The following is a 22,395-nucleotide window of genomic DNA, read 5'->3' as shown; positions in this document are numbered from 1 at the left end:
TTAACGTCGAAGGACAGGATGATGAATCAAGAGCTGTTGGAGCAGATCGCTGAAAACCTTGTCAGCTTGGCAGAGCAAGTGAAGGAGGCGAGCGTTGAGGCTTCGCACACGGTGCAACTCCCCCTGCAAGACGTTCGGGCGGGTTATCCCGAAGCTCCACTGGCTGCACTGAAATCCTGGGTAGCTGCCGGCGGCAATGACGCTCAATACATTTATCAGGTATCGGCCTCTGAAGGTATGGTCATCGACGATCTGCATAAGGCGTTCAGCTTGGCGAAAGACAACAAGACGGGGGGCCGTGCTTATGCTCGCCTTCACCACGCGTCCCAGTGCCTCTACGTGGGCAGTTCGAGCTCCCCGATGGCGCGCCTTAAGCAGCATCTCGGCTTCGGGGCCAAGGGCACTTATGCCATGCAGATTTGCCATTGGCTTCCCCCCCAATCGAGCGGATCGCTCAAGATTGACGTTTGGCGCTTTTCCAAAGAAACGCCCAAGGCGGTCATTCAAGTAATTGAGGATGGGTTGTGGGCCAGTCGCCAGCCTATGTTCGGTCGCCAAGGGGCGCGCTAGCCAGCATTGAAACTATCACGCTGTGATCTTGTGACAACCCAGCCTCTTTTTTCTGGAAGTAAAAGCTAATGAATAACTCCGATGTCGACGGCTGTAAGTGGGTACCCACCGGTCACCCGTTTCCCGAGGTATTGAAGCATTACCTCAATTATCGCAGTGCCGGTACCGCTGAACTGGGCACTATCGACTTTCAAGAGTGGTTGATTCGCTCCAAGGTCGTCAGCAGCCCGAATACTGCTCGTTCATATTGCTTCCCGATTCGGGAGGGGGAGTTTGATCTGGTAACGCTTCCTGTCACAGCCCTGAAAGTTATTGCTGCCGGTGGTTGGGAAGGTTTGCTGGAAGTAAATAGAGGTCGTGATTTCTTCTTGCCAGGTGATGACCATCGTCAGGTCTGTCTCGTTGCTGTGTGGCTTGTTGGGCACTTTCATGAGGAGTCGCATCGCTTGGGTAAGACTGCAGAGGCGTTGCTGATTGCACGCGGTTTTGCGGGCACGCCAAACTCAGCTCAGACGTTGCTGAGCGTCGGCAAGGCCGTAGGTCGACATTTCCAGCTGCTCGATAAAAACAGCCTGCCTACTAAATACTTTGAATTGCTCTTCCGATATGTTCGAAAATGTATTGCGCTTGGTAACCGATAACTGTCTGTAGCTGCAGCATAGTGAAGCGCGCTGCTAACAAGTCGAACGATCTCGACTACATTAACGCCACGCGATGAGTGGCGTCATTGTGATAGTGGTTTTGAAGTTATGTATGGACTTGGTCAAGGCTTTGTATTTCATGAGAGTATCTTGCCATCTCGATAAATGCTTGGCTCCAATTAATTTCTTCATAATTCATAGGCTGGCTTCCGCCTTCAAGAGTGATCGAGGGATGTGCAAATTCTGCCCAGCAATTCGGTGAGTAGTTCTGTGATGGGACAGAGAAGTACTGATCTCCACTCTTGATGTTGATTTTCATTGAGTTGGTGTCGCTTTCTAAGAAGAAGTCAGGGTGGCCAAAGGCCTCGAGTAGTGGTGGTAGATTATTATGTGAGCACGGCATTAATCCGATGTGATTTCTGAGGGTCGCAGTGGTTGGGTTTAGGTCTAGTATGGATATTTTTCTTCTAACACCATGGGTGGCTTCGTATGAGTGTCCTTTGGTGATTTTATATGGAACTAAGAAGTCAAAGCCTTTTGGATAGCTTTTGTTTATCATCTCGCTGAGCAGTTTTTTGTCTAGGTCTCCATTGAAGGGGGTGTCCCTTATTTCAATAGGAATTGGCTCAAAGGAGAAGTAAATTTGAATTTCCTTGTATAGAAGTTTTTCTCCGCGTTGGCGGTAAAATGCGATTGGTAATGCAATTCCTTTTATCATTTTAAGTCCTTTTTCAAGTTCGATTTTTTGGCTGTTTGAGATTCATATGATTGTGTGCTGTTCTGAATGGATTTTTAAGCGGGCGCGATGGCCCTTATCGACGGGATCTCCCTGCGCCAATGAAGCTCTTACCCCAAACCATCCAAAGTCCAGGTTGTTCAGGAATGCCTGCAACCCGGTGCGAGCGTTTCACCATCATGAATCGCTGGAGATTTCTTCGACAGTTCGCCGACCATTTCGGTGATCTGAGTATGATCAATGTTTTGGCAGATGGTCAGCACCGTGCGCTGAGGCATTCTAGGCTGGTACCTATAGAAACGCATCGCTCGGCGTTATATGCTGACTGAACAGTCACAGCTCAAGCCCTCAGCCCTCGGCTCAAGTGCGGCTTGCCAGTCAGCTTGGGCGAACTAAGCTAGTTCAACTTCCCTGAGGTTGTCATGCTCGTTGCTGCTAGCGGCCTCCGTTGAGACGGCAGTGCAGACTCGGATTAGGTTCGGCGCCACCGCGCATGCAAATACGCGCTGTCCTTGAAGGTTTCCGCCAAGATCCAGACGCTTTTTGTACAACCCAGGGTCGCCATCAAGCATCTCCCCTTGGAATGCTTTGGGCGACTGCGAGTGATAGAGGTTGAATACCCCATCTCTAGGAACTCCGATCTCTTGCCAGGCGCCATAGCGATCTCCCTGGTTGAGTCCTGGCTGGAACCGTCCTTGTCGTAGACGGCCGACGTAGTGGGCAAAAGGTGCTTCATTCGCGACACGCTCGTCGGACGCGGTCTGAATGACTTTGATCGGTCCCCCGGGAGCCAAGCGCAGAAGCCCCAGCGCTACACCGGTTTTGGCGCTTGGGGCGTAGATATCCTCGGAGTCATTTCCCATAGGGAAATGAACCACGATGTCTGGTGTGCAATTGCCGAATATCCGTCGAATCAGGGTATCACGCCTGTTCGCCAGCTCCTGTTCAACCGAGGAGGGCATCACTCCCTGACTAACATTCTGATCAATGGACTGCGTCTTTTCGTCTTGCTCCGCAGACTCTAGCGAACGGTTGAAAAAGGCCCGAACAATATGTGAGCGGCTGCTGTTGCCGGCCAGAAGCACATGGATCTGCCCCGGAACCTGCTGATTGAATACCTTGCGCATAGCACTGAAGAAATTTATCAGGCCAAGCTCAATGCGCTGACACAGGTATGCTTGAAGGGCATCGACCGGCACGGCAAGTTCGCAGTTTTTGCTCTCACCTGTCCGATTGAGCAGCCCAATCTTGAGTACTCCATCACTTTCGGGAAGTTTGCCGTTCTCCCAGAGCGGACGCAGGCGCGAGATCACCATCAGGGAGTTGGTCAACGCTGACTGGGTTTTTTCCAAGAACATTTCCGAGCCTGGGAAGTCATCTGCATCGAGTGGCTGGGTGAAGGCAATCTTGTGCTTCCTGCACAATTCTAGGTTGTGCTGGAACACTTGATACGCCATGTTCTCCAGCAGGTTTTCGCCCCCCAAGAAGCGATCGCCGCCATTGCCACAATGAGCAATGACTTCCTCCCACCCATCATTCTCTTCCTCTGCATTTGGGGCACGGTAGTAGCCGAAATCGAAATCGGTAGTCCCCCCCCCAAAGTCGAATACTGCATAGGCTGCCCCCTCTACGCTTGGCTCCAATCCCAAGCGAGGTAGAACGGCGGCAGCATAGGCGGCCGGCTCGTTGGCCAGTTCCTCGACGCTGAAGCTGAGAAAGGCATCCTGCATTATCAGTGACGCCGGCAGGCTGCGCTGTAGACCACGGCGGAAGGCAGCAAGGATGTTGTCCTTGACTGCCCGTGGATAGGCCACTGGAAAGGTCAGGTAGTAACGCAGGAATAGCCCACGTTGGCGCCAGTTGATCGTCATGCCGAGGAACCAAGCGTACAGCTCCACAGGATCGAACGGATCCTCCTTTCCGACCCTAAGCCGCTCTCCTTTCACCGGGTTACGTAAACGCTGCGGCTCCAGCTCATGTTCATGCTGTCTACTTATATCGATCAGACGAACTCGGGCATCTTTTTCCTGCCGCAGTGCCCACTGTTTTAGTCGTGTCAGAATACTGGCCACGGTACTCGGATTGCTTCCGTTGTTTCGTAGGTTTTGAAGTGCCTCGTGCGAGCAACGTACCTCGTCCCAGCTCAGGTTGGGCCGGTAAGACTCGCTGTGCCACTGACCCATGAATGCCTGGAAATCAATAAACTCGAGAGCTGTAGGGTTCTCGTAGTGCGCGGGCTGCTCCCTCTCCCAATGGTCTTTTACGCCAATACGCAGGAGCTTGTGCCGGCCGTTGTCGTCATACGCGACCACGGTGCTGCTGGTCCCGAAATCGATGGCGATATTCCAGTCTCGGATATCATTGGCAGGATTGCGTGCCCGTAGCTTCTCTGCTGCAAGCAGTTCGGAGGGCATTCCCCAGAACTCCCACAGTCCTTTGTCTGGGTCAGTAAATTGCGACTGCTCGAGCATAGGTAAGCGGCAGGAGCGGTAGTCAATTGCCTCATATAACGCCTGCATGGTCGTGCTGAGATCCAAGTTTGCCAGTAGATCTTCATCGCCATTGTTGGCCTCAATTCGCCATCCCTTCTGCTTCGCCTCGGTAATGAAACTCACAAGAGTGAGATTTGCGGCGTAGTCGTTACATGCTATGCAGGCCCCTTCCTGATGGCTTATTTCCTCCTCCCAGTTGTTATTTTCCAAGTCAATAACTCGCTCGTCGCACAGCCACATGGCGACGCGTAGCAAACGCGATTGAGCACCAGACTGAAGCGGATTTCCGGACGCACTCGCAAAGCTGGTCAGCTCTGCGCGCCGTGGTAGACGCCATTGGGTAAGACCCATGATTTCTTTGTCCTCCACCAGGCACTCGGCACTTTCAACATCTGCGCGGATGCTGGTGTCGGGGATCGACTCCCAAAGCAGGAGTGTGTCACGGTCAAAGAGCATGCTCGTATTTTCGTTTGGTGCCATCACCCACCAGAACCGACAATGTGCCAATGCTTGTGCGATCTTGGCCATTTCCTTGTCCAAGTATCGTTTGTAGAGGGATTCGGGAATTACGTCCTGCATGTCATATTCCTTGAATATGGCGATCGTCCGGAGAGTCAACAACAGTCGGGCATGCGAGAGAGATGTACTCATGTGGCTACCAGAGGGAGTTTTTGGGGTTCTCCTCCGGCATTGCAGAGACCGGGCAGCCAAAGCTCATGGATTGTCTCCCCGGTGGGGGTAACGCGCTGGTGGCACCGATAGTCATAAGCCGTTCCCGGCTCTACGGACATCAAGCTGGCCTGCCGGGTATCCCAGATGCGGTTGTGGATGGCTAGGCAATCTTGCAGGACACGCAGCTCTAAAGCGTGAGCTGGGCGTCTCTCTTGCTTACAGCGCTGCGCTAAGCCATCCCACAAGTCCAGCAGCCGGTCCCATTGCGCTGCAATGGCGACCAGACGGATGAGCAAGTCGCCCTCACTAGCCTCGTGAATTAGCCAACCGGGAGCTAGTGATGGTTTGTTTCGCAGCACTGCCAGCAGCGCCAGAACTTCTGCCATCTCCGCGCGTAGAGTGTCGTCGGAGGCCTGAGCTGGCTGCCCTGTGTCACTGGGAGTGGCAATCGGCTCGATGTTCATCGGAGCCGCAGTTTCTTCGGTGAGTGTCTGATCTCCGACCAGTCGGGTGATGAGGTCGCGCACTTGGGCGTCATCCTGCAGCAGACGAATCAACGCGTCCCGTGTCAGAGGTTCGTCGTATAGCGGAGAGCACTCTTCTAGGCTTTTCACGTTGTCACTCATTCGGTGGCCTCCACCAGGTCACGCATCTGCACTCGCAACTTGAGGCGTTGACCGAGCTGCTGCCCCAGCCTGATGATCCAGCTGCGTTCAGTTGCTGGCAACAGAAGGAAGCGCTTGCGCAAGATCATCAGGATCTCGATAGAAGGCTCAGGGAACGGTGACGGAACGTCTGGCACCTGCAGCGAGCCAGCCAGAGCAGCGACCTCGGTCGGGCTGACGTGACCCCAGAAGTTCTGGTACAGCATTGGTAGATACACCAACAGGTGCTCCACGCTCGGCAACTGCCGAGCATCAATCTGCTCCTGCAAGCGCTGCAACTCGGTAGCTGCGCGCTGTCTTTGAAGATTGAGCTCGTCGCTCAGCGTATCCTGTGGCTGCTGGAAGAGATCATACAAATACGGCAGCGCATAAGCCCGCAACCACACATGTTCCGGTAACCCGTCGGTAGAGGCTCTGTCTTGCGCCGGCAGCCTGGAGAACAATGGCTCCCAGCGCAGGATCTGCCAGGCGCGGCAGCCCAATGCAGCCAAGGTACTGGGCACAGCGGTCAGGTGAGGGAGCGCGTCCTGATCGTAGAGGATGTTCAGCTGTACATCCGCCAACTGCGACTGTCGATAAAGCTGCTTGCTGATGGCCGTCAGGATACCGGCAAGGCCACTCTGAGATTGGTCGGCAAGGCTATTCCAAGGCTCGCCATCTAGTTGCAGGCAGTGCCACAATTCGTCCTGCAGGTGAAAACAGGCTACCCGGTCAGCCAAAGCCAGCAAAGTCAGTTCAATGTGTTGGGACATGGTCGTCTCACCCGCTAAGACGGGCGCTCGTTCTATCGGGAGGCGTTGCCAGCCAGGAATTACTGGCTCTTCTGTACTTGCCGACTGACTTCATCTAGGTCGGCATAGATGGCCGCATTGTCTTTGGCCGGGTCCAAGGCTTTCTCTGCGGACATTAGCGACTCTTCAACGGCAAGCGCGTCGGCCGGACCGAGCTTGCCATTGAAGTAGTTGATGACATTCAGCACATCGCGTGTCTGGCCCAGAATTGCTTCTAGGCGCTTGGCGTTGAAGTATTCTGGGGCGCTGGCCGGCAGAACCCAGATGTTCGCCATTGTCCCCACAGAAACCTTGAACTTGTCGTCCAACGCCAGTCCGCCAACCATCAGGCCGGCGGCGTACTTCTGCTCGGAGCTAATCTCCGCCGAGCGCTTGGGATCCAGCTCGAAGGCTCGGATCTTGTCCATGTACTCTTCGAAATTATCGAAGTCATCCGGCTTGATACCTTTTTCGGCCGCTTGGATGGTCCTGTCACCCATCTCGTCGAGCTGCTCGCTAGGCTTGAACACCTGCAGGAGTTGCAGAACCGCCTGTGCAACACCGACAAAGGTATTGAGCTTTTCCAAGGCACCTAGCAGCATCGGGGCAACACGGGGCAACACAGTTGTGCAGAAGCTTGCGGCTGCGCTCCCCGCCGCGGACAGAACCGGAGTGATTGTCGCTATGGCTGAGCTGACAAGACTAGCTAGTACGGGAACAAAAGACATGGCTGGCTCCTTTTCAGAAAGAATCGAATATCTCGATGGTCGTCATAAGCGTCTGCGCACTGCGGGTCGCCCCTAGGTGTGTGTCGTAGGCGTCCAGTGAGATGGAAAGTTGTTCAAAGAGTTGAGGAAGTTGCTCTCGGGCGATGCTCCAGTCTCGTTCCTGCCACGCGAGCATGCTGGCGCAATCGCGGAATAGCGCCAGCAGCAGCGATTCGACGCTGAGCGGTGCAAGTGCGAGGTGTTGCTTCCAGACATTCAAATGTGCGCTCAGCTTCTGCTGAATGCGCTCTCGCATCAGGTGCTGCTGTGCCCGCCGCGATAGGTAATTGATTTTCAGGAACATGTTCAGCATCTGAACACCGTCATGCAGGAAGCCTGCAAGTTGTTCCTGCTGCAGCACAGCCAAACCTGACAAGGACGGCAACAGCTTGCTGCGTTGCTCCCAGAGCTGTCGCGCCCCACGCTTACGAATTTCCTCTTCGCGAATTTCCGCGCCGTCGGTACGAGCGTTTTGGGCGATCTGGACCCTAACCGGAGCATGCCAGCCGCCACAGTAAATAACCGTCTCCCCCGGCTGCAGCAGAGGCAGAAAGCTTTTCTGATCGTCGTTTAGACCGATCGCATCCCCGATGGAGTTGCGGTCATCCGCCGCAAACAGGCGGTGGACAATCTTTGTATTGGTGTTCTTGATGACATCCGCAACCAATTTGTTAGGGATCTGGTCAGCGATGATCAAACCTTCACCGTACTTTCGGACCTCGGCCAGCAGGTTGGCGAACATTTCCACGCCCATTTTCTTCGACTCTGCGTCCCCCGGCTCCGGGCGCGACAGCAGGCGATGAGCTTCCTCCACCAACGTCAGGTGCTGGAATTCGGAGTTTCGGCGATGACGATGCTTCATGCATTCCGCAAGGCGTGTGAGGATTAGACCCATGAACAGAGCTTTGTCCTGCTCATCCTTGAGCTCTTCCATCTCAATGACCACGCACCTGTCCAGCAGCTTATCGAAATCCAGCGAATGGCGAGTATTGAGCATCCGGCCCTTGGTCCCCAGAGTCAGGCTGCTAAGGCGCGCCACTAGCGAGCCGCGGTACTTCTCCTCGAACTCTCGCCCCATCCCCTTGGAGGCAATGACATTGTCGAGCTCAGAGATCATGTCCGAAAAGGTGGGCCAGGCAAGCGCGCCTTCAGCCCATGGATCATCAATCAGGAAGTTAGCCCCTGAATGAATATCCCAGCCCTGTTGCTTGTAGGCGTTGATTATCGCCTCCTCGACGATCGAGGGCATCGCAGCTTCCATTGGGAACACCGCAGCCAAGGTGGCCTTGAGTACAGAAATGTGGCTAGCGAGACTCTGATGACGTGAGACTAATTCGAAGGGGTTTAACCGGAAAGGTGTGAGATCCTCGCGCCCCAGCGTGTAGTAGTCGACTTCGATGCCAGATCCGTGCAAAGCACGGTACTCGGTCTTTGCCGGCTCGATCACCAAGAACGGGCGCTTGGATTCAAGCAATAGGTTCATGCAAGTCGTGGTTTTGCCTGCACCAGTCACTCCTGTCACGAATACGTGCTTGGACAACTCCCGCCGGGGCAGATCGACGCGTTTATGCTCTAGGAGCCGCCCGTGCTGGATAATGTGCCCTAATTGCAGGAGCTCCCCGGGAGCACCTCCCGATGCACCTGTGTTCAGAGCAAACTCCACGCTCTTACGAATCTTGACTCCTGGCAGCTCCTTATGCGGCAGGCCAGCGATCAAGGCCAACTCCTGGGTGTTCAGCCAAGTCGCGCCATAGAGGTTATCCAGTGTCGCGAAAGGCACACTATGCGCCAGCAGATTTTCAACATTGCTGCCGGCATTGGGCATGCTCTGAATCTGCAGAAGGGGATCGAGCGCCAGTGGCGAGGTGAACTGCAGCTTGTGCGCACGCAAGGGGGTGACACTGGATGTTTCCCCCTGAAAGATCGACAGCACGCCACGGGAAAGTCGCTCATAGGTGGACGAAGTCAAAGCGCTGGCATAGACCGCTGTCCGATACATCCCCTTGCTGCGGCCCAAGTGAAAGCGTTCGATTAGAGTTTCGTTAAGGTGCTTCTGCAGCTCCTCGGCGCGCTTGTCGGTACGCTCACGGGTCATGGCGATGCTCGCTCCGTGCGAACTCCCTTCGGCGGAAGACAAGTTGCTACCAACGGCAAGGGAGTCATTGTCCGTTGTCGTGCGCGACTCTGTCGTACCCGCGTTCCTCGTTTTGCTCCCCTGGGAACTGGAGTTGTTCCACCCCTCGCTTTTGCCACGACTGTCCGCCACCGACTCCCCCTTGGTGCGGGTTTCCGAAGTACCCGTCGTTTTCGTCAATTGCCAGTTAGAGTTAGCGGAATGCTGTACTGACTGGCGGATGTTGGCGGATAGGACAGTGGATAGTTCGTATATCTGTTCGAGGGTCTGGTGGATTTCTGTTTCTTTGGCCGGCTCGGCTACGACGATCAGTTGCCAGGTTTCGCCGACTAGGCTGTTTGCCAGGCGTTCGATCCCTTGGAAGTCCTCATCTGTCTGCCCCCTGTCAGCTTCATTGAGCGACGGGACGCCAGTTATCAGACCCAGATGGCGGCTCTGTCCAAGTCGTTCGCTGAAGGCTTCAAGAGTCGGACTGCCGTGCCGTAGTTCAAGCAATTCTGCCCCGGGAAAATTGCCCTTGAACGTGGTACCTAGAAGATCCATGGCCTGGGTTGCCCTAGATCCCTTGGCCCCGGCGACGCCAACATATAGCTCAACCCCTTCGGGCCTTCCGGAAACGATGTACAGACTCGAGCAATCGGTGCTGCTCAGGCATGAGATGACATTGGCCATAGCCCGACGATAGGCCGCGGGTTGTCCCTCTCCGATCTCGGTCAGGTGTAGCAGCCGAAACTCGACGGGAGCGCACGCTCCGGCAAGTACCAAGCCAAGCTCCGCAAAACTTGGAGCATCCCAACTGAGCTGCAGGCGATCGAGATTGCCGCCCTCCACGTTATGGAGCGTCTGGCTTCCGGGAGCGAAATTACGGGTCATGGGGAAACCTTGGTTCGAAGAAGGGTAATAAGAATGTTCGGAGTCAAGTCTGTGTCGTCTAGACCTACCTCGGAAGCGGAGCACCTTTCGGTAAGATGTGACTTGATAAACAGGGCGATTGCATGAGCGAGCCAACAGAGGCTAGTTCTCGAATATGTATGGCCAGATAATTATTTCCTCTGCCAGCAAGTTGCTGGTAAAGATTCATAACCGCGTGCTCGTAGTATTGGTTGTGGTTGCGGAGAATTTCGCTCGTGTGATCCAGGCTCATCGTTCGTTCCTTGTGCTTGCATGCCAATGACGATGTCGTTGCAGACGTCAGTTGGTGCCAGGACTCTTGTCCAGTTGCGCGATGGTCAGTTGGATTTCGACGCGCCGATTTCTTGGGGCGCCCGGATTGATGTCTTCGAGGGAAGTGGGCGTCGCTGAATCCGGCAGCGATTACCCACGTTGAATGTTGCTCATCGAGCGCCAGAACTTGCAGCTACGTGGAAGTGGTGGGCAATGTCGTCGTCCTTGGCGAACTAGAAGCGCATAGAATGACGGAAGCTTCCGGAGTATGGCAACTAGCTATTGTTGGTTGGCTGGCCTGTGCAACTGCCTAACCATCAATGCCTTTATTCGCTGCGCGCTCCTCCCGCTCGCGATACAGCTCATAGCCTTTCTTGGCGACAACAATGAAGCCGATAACCGCAAAAAGATTTTTCATGCGCCTATGCTCCAGGTTCAGAGATTTTTAACGTCGATCAAGCCGAAGCAAGTGTTCGAGCCGAGCCTTCATTGCATCGATCATGGTTGCTGTGTGTCGCTCTACTGGCTCGTGACCGCATTTCGGACATTGGGTGTAATAATCGAGTCCAATCGCGAACACATCGCTCTTCGGTAGGGTCGTTTTCTGCCACGAACAACGTGGGCAGCTAAATGTGAGTGGTGGCGGGGGGATCGGCATAGGGATACCTTCAGTCCTTGTTGTTCCACAATTTAGGCACGCCGCGCGACAACTTGCGTCGCTGGCGCTAGGTTCATTTCTCGTCGCCCTGTCGAGCGGGGCTGGTGGGGTGACCCAATCACCATCCCGGATATCGCTGGCAGATCTGCTTGTCGAGAATGCGATCCTCACCGTACTCACCGTACTCACCGCCGTAAACGCGCGGCACCTCATCGATATCTACGGCGATCTGTTCGATCACCTCGCTCAACTCCAACGATGCGAGCCAGCGCTCGGGAATGTTGGTGCAGCCGAGCTGGATGCCGAGCAAATTCCCGGCGATCATTCCCGTACTATTGCTGTCGCCACTGTGATTGACGGCCCAGGTGACGCCTTGCTCAAAACTGTCGGCCATCAATGCACACCATAGTCCGATAGCCAGTGCTTCCTCGGCTGTCCATCCGCCTCCCAACAGTGCAATGACTTTGGGGGTGGGCCGAACGCGCTTCTCATGAAATGCCAACACGAGTTCGATTAGCTCGCGTGTCTCGCTCATGCCTTCCCGGTCTCCGTACTGTTGGAGGCTACCCAGGATGGCCTCCTTCAGCGAACAGGAGGGCGGCAGGAGGCGGGAGAGGATGTCTGCAAACAGCCCGGCCGCGAGATAACCGGTTGGATGCCCATGGGTGAGGCGAGCAGACTCAGCCGCCAGCTCGAAGGGGGCAGGGAAGAATGCATGGGGCGCTACCCGCATGACGCCACCGCAGCCCTTGCTGTTGTTACGTGCTTGCTCACCGAATGACTTGCATGCACGCAGTGCCGATAGACACGTCATACCGGGGGCTCGACGAGACCAGAGCGCCCGCTCCTGAATCAACCATCCATCTTTCGCCACCTCGGTGGCAGGCTCTCCGCCCTGTGTGAGGTACCAGCGCAATAGCGCGTGGTGGATCACTGATGGCGGGTGACAGGGGCCACGCGATTCTTGTCTGACATGGGCACGCAACAGTCCCTCGGCCGTGAACAGCATCATCTGCGTGTCATCGGTAATCGCACCTGTGATGCCATAGGCCTGACCTAAATCCCGGATGCCTGAAGAGCCAAACTTCCGCTCAATGGTCGTCCAATCGAGAAGCTCCACCGGAGCCCCCAAGGCATCTCCGACGGCCCCACCCAGCAGGCAGCCTTTGATCCTATCCAGACGATTCATACTCCGCTCCTTAGATCTCTTCGGCCGTGCTGACAAAGTTCCAGCTGGCATTGCGACAGTTGGATGTCGGGGCGCTCGATCAGCCCCATCTGTGTCAGCTCGCTGCTGAATCTGTTGAATGACGGTGTCAGGTTATGTAGCTTTGAACGACATATCCATGGTGTTTACCTGTACAGGTAAAGTTTTCGAACACAAGGAGGCTCAATGAAACGGAAACAGTCGATCGAATCTGTCCGCTGGGATCTGGCGCTGCGTTATCGTCTGATCGAAACCGTGGCCTGGTGGGAGGGCCGGCTAACCACGGGGCATCTGATGCAGAGCTTCGGTATCAGTCGGCAGCAGGCATCGAAGGACATCAACACCTACATCGCCGAGCATGCGCCTAAGAACCTGACATATGACAAGCACCTGAAGGGCTATGTCCCCAGCTTGAAGTTCTCACCAAAGTTCATCGACAGCAGTGCCAGTGCCTACCTGCACCTGTTGAGCCAGAACAAGGAGCGGGCACCACACATCGAGGGGCTGGCCCTGGCTTATGCGCATACCGAAGTACTGAAGGTGCCGGATCGCTCGGTACGTCCTGAGGTGTTGCGCCCTTTGGTGAGAGCTTGCCGTGAAGGACTGCGCCTGGAGTGTGAATATGTCTCTCTGGCCAATCCGGTGCCAGAGACACGTCTCATCGCTCCGCACACCCTCATCTATACCGGTATTCGCTGGCATGTCCGGGCCTTCTGCGAGAAGAACCGGGACTACCGCGACTTCGTCCTCAGTCGTTTTCGTGGCGAACCGGACGTACTAGATGTCTCCGAAAACGGACAAGAAGAGGACGCAGGTTGGTCCTCCGAAGTGACTGTGATCATTGAGCCTGACCCGCGCCTGAAGCCGGAGCAGAAGGCTATCGTCGCGCAGGATTACGGCATGCAGCAGGAGCAACTGCTAATCCCCAGTCGCGGTGCTTTGGTGCAATACGTGCTGCAGCGCTATCAGATTGATCCGAACAAGATCCAGGCTAAGGCCGCTGCGCAGCAGATCGTGGTGGCGAACCTGGAAGAGCTTCGGCAGTGGATCTATCAGTGACGGAACGAAGCAGTAGTGCGGAGCGGTTTGTTGAGTGGTGCCTAGATAATCGGTCCGCCATTCCACTCCGCAGTAGCCACGTTTATGCCTGGTGACGCTACAGCACATCGTCGCAGTTCCAGCACTGGAACAGGGCTGCTATCGTTGTGCCATTGTCACAGGGAGTCGTTGCATGCAGTACCAAGCCTTGAAGGAGCGTCATCGCCTGGAGCGAGACCAACAGCACCCCAATCTCAGCCTGCGTATTCACCGTGCTCTGAGTTGGCTGAACCGCGCCGAACAGGCTGATGATGTCGATGGTCGTTTCATCTTCCTGTGGATTGCCTTTAATGCGGCCTATGCCACGGATATCGACGAGCAGCGTCGACTCTCAGAGCAGGAGACCTTCAAGGCCTTTCTGGAAAAGCTCTGTTCACTCGACGTTTCGCGCAGCATCGAGATGCTTGTCTGGTCCGAGTTCTCCGGGAGCATCCGTGTATTGCTGGATAATCCCTTTGTGTTCCAGAGCTTCTGGGACCATCAAAACGGCAAGATCAGCGAGGCAGAGTGGAAGGAGCGCTTCAGCAACGGTAAGCGCTCTGCTCAGCAAGCGCTTGCCAGTCGCAATACTCCAGCGGTGTTGGGGGTACTGTTCAATCGCATCTATACCCTGCGCAACCAACTCGTCCACGGTGGCGCCACGTGGAACGGCAGCGTCAACCGCGATCAACTGCGTGATTGCTGCAGCCTGCTTGGCAAGCTGGTCCCCCTGATCATCCAACTGATGCTGGACAACCCGAATACTCTTTGGGGAGATGCCTGTTATCCGGTAGTGAGCTGATCTTCTTCCTGCGTATTTGCAGATCCGGTAGCCGGGGGCCGTAGATGGGAATGTTCACGCTCCGGCGACCTCCATCATCGCCAGACCCAGGTAGGCTTTGGCGATGTCCAGACGTCTTGTCTAGATGCTTGAGGTCTTGGCCCCGCAGATGGGCAGGCTCACTGCAGCGGAAGGTGTGTTTGAACAGGTCGATGGAGCGGCCGTCGCGCAGGCGTAGCCCTTCAGGTGCTTGTCATATGTCAGGTTCTTAGGCGCATGCTCGGCGATGTAGGTGTTGATGTCCTTCGATACCTGCTGCCGACTGATACCGAAGCTTTGTATCAAGTGCCCCGTTGTCAGCCGGCCTTCCCACCATGCCACCGTCTCGATCAGGCGATAACGCAGGGCCAGATCCCTGCGCACAGACTCGATTGGCTGCTTGCGTTTCATCGCCCCTACATCTGCTCGAAAACTTTACCTGTATGAGTAAACACCATGGATGCGTCGTTCCACGCTACATATCCTCAGAGTGTCATTCGCCGACCGCCACCATCGGGTTCGCACGCGGAAGGAGTAAAGCTGTGACTGGTATCGGGATGTCTTTAGGGGTACTTGCATTTGCCTTGGTGCTAGCTAGGGGAGTGGTGCTGTTTTGGCAGTTGATGCGTCGGCGAGAGGCGCATTCCTTCTGGAAACTCAACCAATCGTCGGCAACATTCTTCCATACACGAAAGTCGTCGTTTACCCACACTGCGGCTGAGGATAATGTTGCAGTGGGTTGTTGCCATATTGCCCAGTTGGATGGGCTGAGGAGAGGGAATTGAGGATAGCGAATCCGCCCCAGGCAAGGGACCTGATGGCGACCGCGCGAAGTTTTGGCAACTACGACCTAGCAGCAGCTCTCGCGGATCTCATCGATAACAGCATCAAGGCCAAGGCCACTCGGGTGGATATCTCGTTCGAGCCCGAGGAAAGTGATGTTGTCGTAAGGATCCGTGACGATGGGGCCGGCATGGACCTGGAGACGCTAAAGATTGCCATGCGCCCCGCCAGCGCCAATCCACAGGATGAACGGGAGCCCGACGATCTTGGGAGATTTGGATGGGGACTGAAATCGGCCTCCCTGTCTCAAGCCCGGGTGCTGACGGTGGTTTCGTGGTGTGACGGAGCTATCAATGCTGCGCGATGGGATATCGATGACATCGACGATTGGGGGATGGAGGTTCTGGAAGGACCTGAAGCAGAAGGCCTGCTGGCCAAACCCCGCAAGTCGAAATCAGGTACGGAAGTGATATGGACCCGTTCCGATCGTGTGCTTGATAGGGATGTCAGTTTCTCTTTTGATGACTCGCTTACCTATGCCATTGCACATGCCAACCAGAGGCTGTCATTGGTATTTCACCGCTATCTGGCAGGTGAGCTCGAGCGGCGTTTGACTATCTCGGTCAATGGTCGTCTGTTGCGCCCAATCGACCCATTCATGACCTCCCATGATGCAACGCAGACGCTGGATGCCGATGAAATCAAGACAGCAAGCGGATCTTCCATCAGTATCCAGCCCTACGTTCTGCCTCACTTTTCGAAACTCACCGTCGAGGAACAGGAGCGGCTGGGCGGTCCCGAGGGAATGGTTCGAAATCAGGGATTCTATGTTTATCGAAACAAGCGCCTCATCATATTCGGCACTTGGTTCCGACTGGTACCACACGGTGAGCTTTCCCAACTGACTAGGGTCAGGGTTGACCTGCCTAACACTTTGGACTCTGAGTGGCGAATCACTGTGGATAAGTCGGATGCTCAGCTTCCGGCTGCTCTCAAACGCCGTCTTCAGGATGTCGTCAGGCGCTTCAATCGACGGTCATTCTCGGTTCATCGTAAGAAAGGAGTTTCGCTTGACCGGCCTGAGGTGCAGTCCGTCTGGCTAAGGTATGTCAAAAGTGGCCAGGTTCGCTATCGAGTAAATCGAGATCACCCCATGGTGGCAAGCTTGCTGGATATGGACTCCATTTCCGGTAATGCCGATGCTGTACTTCGACTTCTAGAGTCCTATTTCCCGGCAGACAGATTTCTTGCCGATGCAAATGGAGTGGGCGTCAATCAATGCCCGACTTCAACTGAGGAATTTGAGTCTCTTGTCCATCAGTGTGTTCTCAATTTTCTTCAGAGCAGTGATGGATCGCTTGAAGTTGACGAGTTTCTTGATTTCATCCGGGACGTAGAACCCTTCTCCAGCCAGTGGACATATACTGAAAGCTATGTCCGAAAAAATACCGCCAAAAAGTGGGGGATGAAAAATGGATTTTGATGCCGCTCTAAGTTTTCTCCGAATGGAGATCGACAAGATAGTGAAGGGGAAATTTCCTGTTCCTCAAGGGTTTCTTGAAAGTCATGTAAAAGAGAAGTCAGGAATTTCAAGAATCCTAGAGGAAGAGTTGGCTGATCGGCTGATTCGTCATCTTGAGACTTTTTACGGAACCAACCAAGATGACGGCCATGTTTTGAAAACTGATTTTGAAGAGTGGTACCCGAAGCGTAAGGGAGAGATCAGTTTCTACTTCTGGCGTCGGCTGCAGAAATACTGGTTGGATCACTCAGTCCTGCCTGTCCAGGTAGTTGGGTCCGTAGACAACGTAACGGACGAAATCGTTGGCTATCTGGGCAACCCTCAGGAGAGCAAGTCTTGGCGTCGTCGAGGTCTTGTGATGGGACACGTGCAGTCCGGCAAGACTACCAACTACTCGGCACTTATTGCCAAGGCGGCAGATGCCGGATACCGAGTCATCATTGTTCTCGCGGGCCTTACTAATTCGCTGCGATATCAGACCCAAGTGCGGCTTGACCAGACCTTTGTTGGAAAGTCCTCACTTGGTGATTCGGTGGCGTCGGTGATTTATCCCGTCTCCTATGTATTCAAGGGGGTCGAAGGCGAGAGCTCTGATATTCGCCACCCCTATTGTGGCACAACACAGGTTTCCGATTTCAATGTTGGGAAGGCAACCGGAATAGGTGCAGCAGAAGGGAATTTTGCCGACCCGATATTGTTCGTGACAAAAAAACATGAAAGAGTTCTTGAGCAGCTTGCCGGTTGGCTAAGAGGGCTTCGTCAAGGCGGGCAGCTCGAAGGCCCAATGTTGTTGATTGATGACGAGGCCGATAATGCCTCCATCAATACGGCAAAGGATCCGGGGGCCACGACGAGGATCAATGCTCGCATTCGTGAACTCTTGGACTGTTCCCGTCGCTCGTCGTACGTGGGGTATACTGCAACTCCGTTCGCGAATATCTTCATTGATCCAGATACAAATGATGAAATGCTCAAGAATGATCTATTTCCTGAGCACTTCATTAAGTCTTTGGAACCGCCGGGAAATTATATCGGGGCAGACAAGCTGTTTTCCGAAAATGGAGAGCTTTACGATGTTTGCGTAAGGTCGATTCCTGACGACTATCAGGACCTTCTACCGCTTAAGCATAAGTCGGGAGATCCGGTCAAAGAGCTTCCGCAAAGCCTCAAGAATGCTGTTTTCGAATATGCGCTATTCAGGTGTCTCCGTACGTTAGCGGGTGAAGGGGAACGCCATTCCTCCATGCTCGTAAACGTCAGCAGGTTCAATGCTATTCAGCAACAGGTTCACGATGAGATCTATCGTTTGCTCCAAGACTTGAAAGCGACTGCTGAAGTATGGTCGATGAGTCCGAATTGGGAGCGATCCGAGGTCCTAAGTAGTTTGCACGAAGTTTGGAAAAAAGAATACGAAATGTATTCCGAATTCACTTGGAATGAGGTGAGAGAAGTACTGCAACGGTCTATCTCATCGATCGAGGTCCGTTTGGTCAATATGCGTGGGGGCGGATTGGACTATGCCAAGGCGCCTGAATCGGGACTTCATGTCATCGCTGTTGGGGGCTTGGCTCTTTCACGTGGACTTACCCTCGAAGGCCTTGCGGTTTCATATGTGCTTCGTAATGTCGGGGCCGCTGACACCCTCCTTCAGATGGGGCGGTGGTTTGGTTACCGTCCAGGATACGAAAAACTCTGCCGAATCCACGCAACCAAGGACATGCTCGGAGATTTCCGCGAGGTTAGTGATTCAGTTGAGGAGCTGCGAGACGACCTTGTCCGCATGGAGAGAATGGGGCTCACTCCAGATCAGTTCGGTCTTAAGGTTCGTCAGAGTCCGACAGGTATCGCCATCACGGCTGCGAACAAGATGCGAGCAGCGAAACCCCTCCTGATTGCTTTGGATCTTTCGGGGCGCCATTTACAGGCATACGAGCTGTTCAACAATGACGACTTCAACCGCAAGCACTTCGAGGTAGTCACTTCATTGGTGTCTACTCTCAATTCTGATTTCCCTGACAAACGTGCGAAAGATGAGTCGGCGTTTGTCTGGTCCGGTATCAACGTGTCTGTTGTGCAAGAGTTGCTTCGGAAATTCAAACTCCCTCAGCTGGAGTTTGCATTGGGCAACGAAGAGAGAAGCTTGGCACTTGACTACATCTCTGATCGGGCTGCTGGCGAGCTTGCCGAGTGGGACATTGCGATTCCCTTTAGAAAAAAGGGCTCTTTCAAGTTTCCCCTGGAGATCGAGGGGATGGGGGACGTATTTTGTCGCGAGCGACACTCCGGCGTACCCAAGTCGGACGATCCTGATGTCGTAAAAATCACTGAGAAAAACGTTGTAGCAGATGCTGCTCCCAATGACCTCATGTATGGGGAGCGCGGGTCAGCACTGTACGAGCGGATCAAGGAAATCGAAGCGGAAGATCCTAAGATCAGCGCCGAGAAGTCATGCTTGCTTTCGAGAGAGCGCCCTCTGCTTGTTATCCATTTGATTGACTTCGAGCTTGACTCGAAACGAGCTGACGGCAAAGAACTCAAGTTTCAAGGCGGCTTGCCGGTTGTCACTTTGAGCCTGGCCTTCCCCAACACCGAAGTGGCACCGAAACCACGCGAATATGCTATTTCCGTCCGGATGGCCCAGTTGCTGAAGCAGCAACTGGAAGAAGCTCAGACCGATGAGGATCTGGACGATGAACAGTGACTTCACCGGCAAGTGGAACGAAATTTCAGAGCGCGGTCACGGTGCAGGACGCTTTCGTGTCTGCCCTGATCACCTGCTCGATCTGTTCATAGGCTTTTCGGTTGCGGGCGAGCGCGAGTTCACGTTGGAGTCCTCCACTGCGGACTTTAAGGCGGATGAGATACCTGCATTCGAGAACATCGATGTCCAGCTGGGAGAGGTCAGGGGTACTCATAGCCTGACCTTGCGATTGACGGACCGTGGGTTAACTGACCTCTTCTCGAACATCTGTAGTGATCTCGCAAATGCATCGTCAGTGGCGGGAGCAGCAGAAGGCGCGATCCGGATTTTCGTGGTCAGGCTGAGTCGATGGGCAGAGCTACTGCGTCGCCGACGCGACCACGAACTCTCGTTCAACGAGAGATTGGGTCTTCTTGGCGAGCTGAGCATGTTGGTTTGGGCTATCGACGAGTGTTGTGTCGATGCTCCGCTGGCTATCCGCGGATGGCGTGGACCAGATGGTGACTCCAACGATATTGGTCTGAACAGTGTGCGCATTGAAGTGAAAGCGCAGCATTCTACTCAGCGCCAATCACTGAAAATCTCGTCGCTGGACCAGCTGGACTGGGACAGCCGGAATTTGTTCATTGCAGTCAATCGCTTTTGTTCGTCAGATGAGGGGGTGAGCTTGGGATCTTTGGTTTCGACCGTTTCCTCGAGGCTTGTAACCAACAGTCATGGACTCATGGAGTTCCAACGCAAGTTAATTGTTGCGGGCTATGATCCCGATGCTGGCTATGTTGACGAGACATTCAAGCTTGAAGAGTTGAGAGTCTATCGGGTTACGGAGAGCTTCCCGCGTTTAGTACCTGGAAACGTCCCGCTTGGGATTTGCAAGGTCAAATATGAGATCGCGTGTGAAACTATAAGCGACTTCGTGATTGCCCCTTCTGAATTGGTGGGCCTGATCAATGATTGATCTTCAGGAGGAGTATTCGCACCTGCTTGAGGAGGTCCGCATTGGCAGTATTGCGGATCATGAGCTCCAGATTACCGAGTTTTTCCGAATCTATTCGGCTGTTGCTGCCGAGAACGGCGATACACCGGACATGGAGTACTGCCCGATACTCAAGGAAGGGCAGGGTGGCTACCGCGTAGATGGATATGCGCTGGATGTGCTGGAAGGGGATTCCGGTGAATCCGGCGATCTATATTTGGCGGTTTGTGATTACCGGCAAGGTGAGGAGCTGCCGTCGATCATTAGTCGGGACATAGATCGAGCTGTTGATGGTGCCGAGCGCTTCTTCAGGGCTGCAACCAGCCGAAAGTTTCTTGATAGCTTGGAAGAGGCCAGCCCGGCTTATCAGCTTGCTGTACTGATTCAGCAATACAACGCTAGGATAAGGCGACTGCGCGTAATTCTGCTCACCAATGGCCATCTGCGGGTCCGCAAGAGCGTCTTCGAAACCAGAGATATCGACGGCGTGACCATGCATATCAACGTCCTCGATCTCGAGCGCTACTCGAGGATATCTTCGACTGGTGGAGAGCCGGTCGAGGTCGATTTCGACGAGGACTTCGATGGTGCCATCGAATGTCTGCCTGCTTCGGTTGGGACGGATAGCTACCAGAGTTATCTCTTTGCAATCCCGGGTTCGGTACTGGCCAAGGTCTTCGCAGCATTCGGAAATCGCCTGCTCGAGCAGAACGTCAGGACTTATCTACAGGCAAAGACCGGCGTCAACAAAGGTATTCTGCGTACTATCGCGGACGAGCCAGGGATGTTCTTCGCGTACAACAATGGCATTACTGCTACGGCGTCTTTCGTGCAGACCCGAAGGCTTGCCAACGGTGCTTTGGCAATTTCCCACATCAAGGATTTCCAGATTGTTAACGGGGGGCAGACCACAGCGTCCCTGCTCTATGCTCGTGATGGTCTGGGCAGGAACCTCAATCACGTCTACGTCCAGGTCAAGCTGTCCGTAGTGGAGGAAAATCAGCTTGCTGATGTAGTACCCCGAATCTCCGAGTACGCCAATACTCAGAACAAGGTTTCGCTGGCTGATCTTGCTTCCAATAGTCCGGTACAGATTCGAATTGAACGCTTCTCCAAAGAGGTTTCTGTTCCCCAGAAAGCGGGCGAGCTTCACAGCAGCAAGTGGTTCTATGAGCGGGCGAGAGGCCAGTACAAGAATCTCTTCTCGTACAAGACCCCGTCCGAGCGCAAGAAGCTCGAACTGATGTATCCGAAGACGCGGCTCGTGACAAAGACCGACCTTGCGAAATTCGAGTTGTCTTTCGAGGGACGTCCCCATCACGTCAGTGAGGGCGCCCAAAAATGCTTCAGTCGCTATACGACATCGGTACTCACGAAGCTTGGTGATGGATCCTCGCTCAGTGAAACGTGGTTTCGCCGAGCAATGGCCAAGGCGCTTCTATTTACCGACCTTGATGAGGCCGTTCAAAAGTCAGCTTGGTACCAAGCTGACCGAGGCTACAAGGCTCAGATAGTTACATACACGATTGCGGCCTGCGCAGACGGGTTCCGATCGGAAGGCCAGCAGGTTGACCTCGATCGTATTTGGCGAGAGCAGAGTGTTCCTGGGCCGATGCTTAGCTGGATGCTTGTAGAGGCGCAGAGGGTGGCAGATATCCTGAAGGCGCCACCAGACAACGTGAGAAACATTTCGGAGTTTGCGAAACGAGATTTCTGCTGGGAGCAGCATGTGAAGGGCAAGGTCGGCGTGCCGAGTGACGCGATTCTCCAGTTCGGTATTTCCCAGGAGAATTACGGTGACGAAACCCGACAAGGCAATCGCGAAGCAGCCAGAAACCTCGAGGTTGACTTCGATGTCGCTCTGTTCGGCCTCGTGCCCCGGGCGAATGAAATCATCGTCAAGGCTAGGCAAAGCGGAGTGGCGTCACCAAAAAACATGAGCGCTTTGACCAAGATTGCCACCGGTCGTCTGAATCTGTCGAAGGGAGAGAAGACCGCTCTGAAGTATCTGCTGGAGCGTCTGGAGATCGAATGCTGAGA

General features: G+C 54.3%; 15 protein-coding genes and 1 pseudogene. 8 read left to right on the top strand and 8 right to left on the bottom strand.

The features are described from left to right. The first annotated feature begins 21 nt into the window (after positions 1-21). Positions 22-570: a GIY-YIG nuclease family protein gene (locus ACNFBT_RS12320; RefSeq protein WP_416749642.1), complete on the top strand. Its 549-nt coding sequence runs from the start codon at positions 22-24 to the stop codon at positions 568-570. Between the two features lie 68 nt (positions 571-638). Continuing rightward, a complete protein-coding gene (locus ACNFBT_RS12315; protein ID WP_416749640.1) occupies positions 639-1,211 on the top strand; it encodes a hypothetical protein in 573 nt (190 codons plus the stop codon). A gap of 106 nt (positions 1,212-1,317) precedes the next feature. Here the strand turns inward: ACNFBT_RS12315 and ACNFBT_RS12310 are convergent, their stop codons facing one another. The 7 genes from ACNFBT_RS12310 to ACNFBT_RS12280 all read right to left on the bottom strand — a co-directional run bounded on the left by ACNFBT_RS12310 (position 1,318) and on the right by ACNFBT_RS12280 (position 12,458). Then, the gene (locus ACNFBT_RS12310; RefSeq protein WP_416749638.1) at positions 1,318-1,929 is read right to left on the bottom strand and encodes a hypothetical protein; all 612 of its coding nucleotides are present in this window, start codon (positions 1,927-1,929) and stop codon (positions 1,318-1,320) included. Between the two features lie 410 nt (positions 1,930-2,339). Then, positions 2,340-5,018, bottom strand: a complete 2,679-nt coding sequence (locus tag ACNFBT_RS12305; protein ID WP_416749636.1) for a hypothetical protein — start codon at positions 5,016-5,018, stop codon at positions 2,340-2,342. Between the two features lie 68 nt (positions 5,019-5,086). Continuing rightward, positions 5,087-5,737 carry a hypothetical protein gene (locus ACNFBT_RS12300; RefSeq protein WP_416749634.1) on the bottom strand — a complete coding sequence of 217 codons (651 nt, stop codon included), beginning with the start codon at positions 5,735-5,737 and terminating at the stop codon, positions 5,087-5,089. Continuing rightward, complete coding sequence (locus ACNFBT_RS12295; protein ID WP_416749632.1) at positions 5,734-6,528, bottom strand: hypothetical protein; 795 nt, start codon at positions 6,526-6,528, stop codon at positions 5,734-5,736. The genes ACNFBT_RS12300 and ACNFBT_RS12295 overlap by 4 nt, the downstream gene beginning before the upstream one ends. Before the next feature lie 59 nt (positions 6,529-6,587). Continuing rightward, positions 6,588-7,274, bottom strand: a complete 687-nt coding sequence (locus ACNFBT_RS12290) for a hypothetical protein (RefSeq protein ID WP_416749630.1) — start codon at positions 7,272-7,274, stop codon at positions 6,588-6,590. Positions 7,275-7,287: 13 nt separating this feature from the next. Continuing rightward, positions 7,288-10,320: a hypothetical protein gene (locus ACNFBT_RS12285; RefSeq protein ID WP_416749628.1), complete on the bottom strand. Its 3,033-nt coding sequence runs from the start codon at positions 10,318-10,320 to the stop codon at positions 7,288-7,290. A 1,067-nt stretch (positions 10,321-11,387) separates the two neighbouring features. Beyond that, positions 11,388-12,458: an ADP-ribosylglycohydrolase family protein gene (locus ACNFBT_RS12280; protein WP_416749626.1), complete on the bottom strand. Its 1,071-nt coding sequence runs from the start codon at positions 12,456-12,458 to the stop codon at positions 11,388-11,390. 204 nt (positions 12,459-12,662) lie between these two features. Here ACNFBT_RS12280 and ACNFBT_RS12275 point away from each other — a divergent pair, with 204 nt between their 5' ends. Both ACNFBT_RS12275 and ACNFBT_RS12270 read left to right on the top strand, forming a co-directional pair. Continuing rightward, positions 12,663-13,535, top strand: a complete 873-nt coding sequence (locus ACNFBT_RS12275; RefSeq protein ID WP_416749624.1) for a helix-turn-helix transcriptional regulator — start codon at positions 12,663-12,665, stop codon at positions 13,533-13,535. Positions 13,536-13,707: 172 nt separating this feature from the next. Further along, positions 13,708-14,355, top strand: coding sequence for a hypothetical protein (locus ACNFBT_RS12270; protein WP_416749622.1), 648 nt, complete (start codon positions 13,708-13,710; stop codon positions 14,353-14,355). A gap of 213 nt (positions 14,356-14,568) precedes the next feature. On the opposite strand, the pseudogene ACNFBT_RS12265 reads toward ACNFBT_RS12270, so the two are convergent. Then, a pseudogene (locus tag ACNFBT_RS12265) lies at positions 14,569-14,784 on the bottom strand (WYL domain-containing protein); the annotation flags it as partial. A 406-nt stretch (positions 14,785-15,190) separates the two neighbouring features. Here ACNFBT_RS12265 and ACNFBT_RS12260 point away from each other — a divergent pair. From ACNFBT_RS12260 to ACNFBT_RS12245, 4 genes are read left to right on the top strand one after another with little or no spacing between them, the layout of a single operon-like run. Continuing rightward, positions 15,191-16,639 (top strand): ATP-binding protein, encoded by a 1,449-nt coding sequence (locus ACNFBT_RS12260; protein ID WP_416749620.1) that lies wholly within the window; start codon positions 15,191-15,193, stop codon positions 16,637-16,639. After that, the gene (locus tag ACNFBT_RS12255) at positions 16,629-19,379 is read left to right on the top strand and encodes a Z1 domain-containing protein (RefSeq protein ID WP_416749618.1); all 2,751 of its coding nucleotides are present in this window, start codon (positions 16,629-16,631) and stop codon (positions 19,377-19,379) included. Before ACNFBT_RS12260 ends, ACNFBT_RS12255 begins: the two co-directional genes overlap by 11 nt. Further along, positions 19,369-20,337, top strand: a complete 969-nt coding sequence (locus ACNFBT_RS12250) for a PD-(D/E)XK motif protein (protein WP_416749617.1) — start codon at positions 19,369-19,371, stop codon at positions 20,335-20,337. The genes ACNFBT_RS12255 and ACNFBT_RS12250 overlap by 11 nt, the downstream gene beginning before the upstream one ends. Further along, positions 20,330-22,393: an AIPR family protein gene (locus ACNFBT_RS12245; protein WP_416749615.1), complete on the top strand. Its 2,064-nt coding sequence runs from the start codon at positions 20,330-20,332 to the stop codon at positions 22,391-22,393. Before ACNFBT_RS12250 ends, ACNFBT_RS12245 begins: the two co-directional genes overlap by 8 nt. The last annotated feature ends 2 nt before the right edge of the window (positions 22,394-22,395 follow it).

The organism is Pseudomonas sp. NY15181, assembly GCF_048068055.1.
Lineage (GTDB): Bacteria > Pseudomonadota > Gammaproteobacteria > Pseudomonadales > Pseudomonadaceae > Pseudomonas.
This window is presented reverse-complemented; position numbering and strand designations above follow the sequence as displayed.

Coding starts and splice junctions, on each gene's coding strand:
- ACNFBT_RS12250 (WP_416749617.1), top strand. CDS start 19,369: ATGAACAGTGACTTCACCGGCAAGTGGAACGAAATTTCAGAGCGCGGT.
- ACNFBT_RS12245 (WP_416749615.1), top strand. CDS start 20,330: ATGATTGATCTTCAGGAGGAGTATTCGCACCTGCTTGAGGAGGTCCGC.
- ACNFBT_RS12310 (WP_416749638.1), bottom strand. CDS start 1,929: ATGATAAAAGGAATTGCATTACCAATCGCATTTTACCGCCAACGCGGA.
- ACNFBT_RS12260 (WP_416749620.1), top strand. CDS start 15,191: ATGGCGACCGCGCGAAGTTTTGGCAACTACGACCTAGCAGCAGCTCTC.
- ACNFBT_RS12305 (WP_416749636.1), bottom strand. CDS start 5,018: ATGCAGGACGTAATTCCCGAATCCCTCTACAAACGATACTTGGACAAG.
- ACNFBT_RS12315 (WP_416749640.1), top strand. CDS start 639: ATGAATAACTCCGATGTCGACGGCTGTAAGTGGGTACCCACCGGTCAC.
- ACNFBT_RS12290 (WP_416749630.1), bottom strand. CDS start 7,274: ATGTCTTTTGTTCCCGTACTAGCTAGTCTTGTCAGCTCAGCCATAGCG.
- ACNFBT_RS12300 (WP_416749634.1), bottom strand. CDS start 5,737: ATGAGTGACAACGTGAAAAGCCTAGAAGAGTGCTCTCCGCTATACGAC.
- ACNFBT_RS12295 (WP_416749632.1), bottom strand. CDS start 6,528: ATGTCCCAACACATTGAACTGACTTTGCTGGCTTTGGCTGACCGGGTA.
- ACNFBT_RS12320 (WP_416749642.1), top strand. CDS start 22: ATGAATCAAGAGCTGTTGGAGCAGATCGCTGAAAACCTTGTCAGCTTG.
- ACNFBT_RS12280 (WP_416749626.1), bottom strand. CDS start 12,458: ATGAATCGTCTGGATAGGATCAAAGGCTGCCTGCTGGGTGGGGCCGTC.
- ACNFBT_RS12275 (WP_416749624.1), top strand. CDS start 12,663: ATGAAACGGAAACAGTCGATCGAATCTGTCCGCTGGGATCTGGCGCTG.
- ACNFBT_RS12285 (WP_416749628.1), bottom strand. CDS start 10,320: ATGACCCGTAATTTCGCTCCCGGAAGCCAGACGCTCCATAACGTGGAG.
- ACNFBT_RS12255 (WP_416749618.1), top strand. CDS start 16,629: ATGGATTTTGATGCCGCTCTAAGTTTTCTCCGAATGGAGATCGACAAG.
- ACNFBT_RS12270 (WP_416749622.1), top strand. CDS start 13,708: ATGCAGTACCAAGCCTTGAAGGAGCGTCATCGCCTGGAGCGAGACCAA.